Origin of the sequence: Sabulibacter ruber (assembly GCF_017355955.1) — a bacterium.
GTDB lineage: Bacteria > Bacteroidota > Bacteroidia > Cytophagales > Hymenobacteraceae > Nibribacter > Nibribacter ruber_A.
This window is the reverse complement of the sequence record NZ_JAFFID010000040.1, coordinates 1-367: the sequence shown is the minus strand read 5'-3', so window position 1 is coordinate 367 and position 367 is coordinate 1. Positions and strand designations below refer to the sequence as shown.

Sequence of the window (367 nt, the reverse complement as noted above, 5' to 3'; positions counted from 1 at the left end):
GTCTCGACCATCCAGGCGAACTTCATGGAGAAGTACCTGCCGGACGTGCAGGTGCGCAGCTACGACAAGCTGGACAACGCCGGCATCGACCTGAACGCCGGCCGCCTCGACGCCATCTTCGGCGACCGCTCGGCGGTGCAGGCCATCGCCAAGGCGAACGAGGGCAAGATGGCCCGCTTCGCTCCGGACTTCGCGCGCGGCGTGCTGGGCGAGGGCATCGGTCACGGCGTGCGCAAGGCCGACGCCGACCTGAAGGCGCTGTTCGACAAGGCCATCCAGGAGTCCACCAAGGACGGCGTGGTCTCGAAGCTCAGTGTCCAGCATTTCGGCTACGACATCGCGGTCAAGTAAGCCCCCACCCTCCTGA

1 protein-coding gene is annotated in these 367 nt (G+C 66.2%); it reads left to right on the top strand.

Going from position 1 to position 367, the window contains the following annotated elements; all coding sequences use genetic code 11:
• Positions 1-351, top strand: a 351-nt coding sequence (locus tag JT719_RS24365; RefSeq protein ID WP_207436392.1) for a type 2 periplasmic-binding domain-containing protein, incomplete at its 5' end; no start/stop codon positions are given.
• Positions 352-367 lie beyond the last annotated feature (16 nt).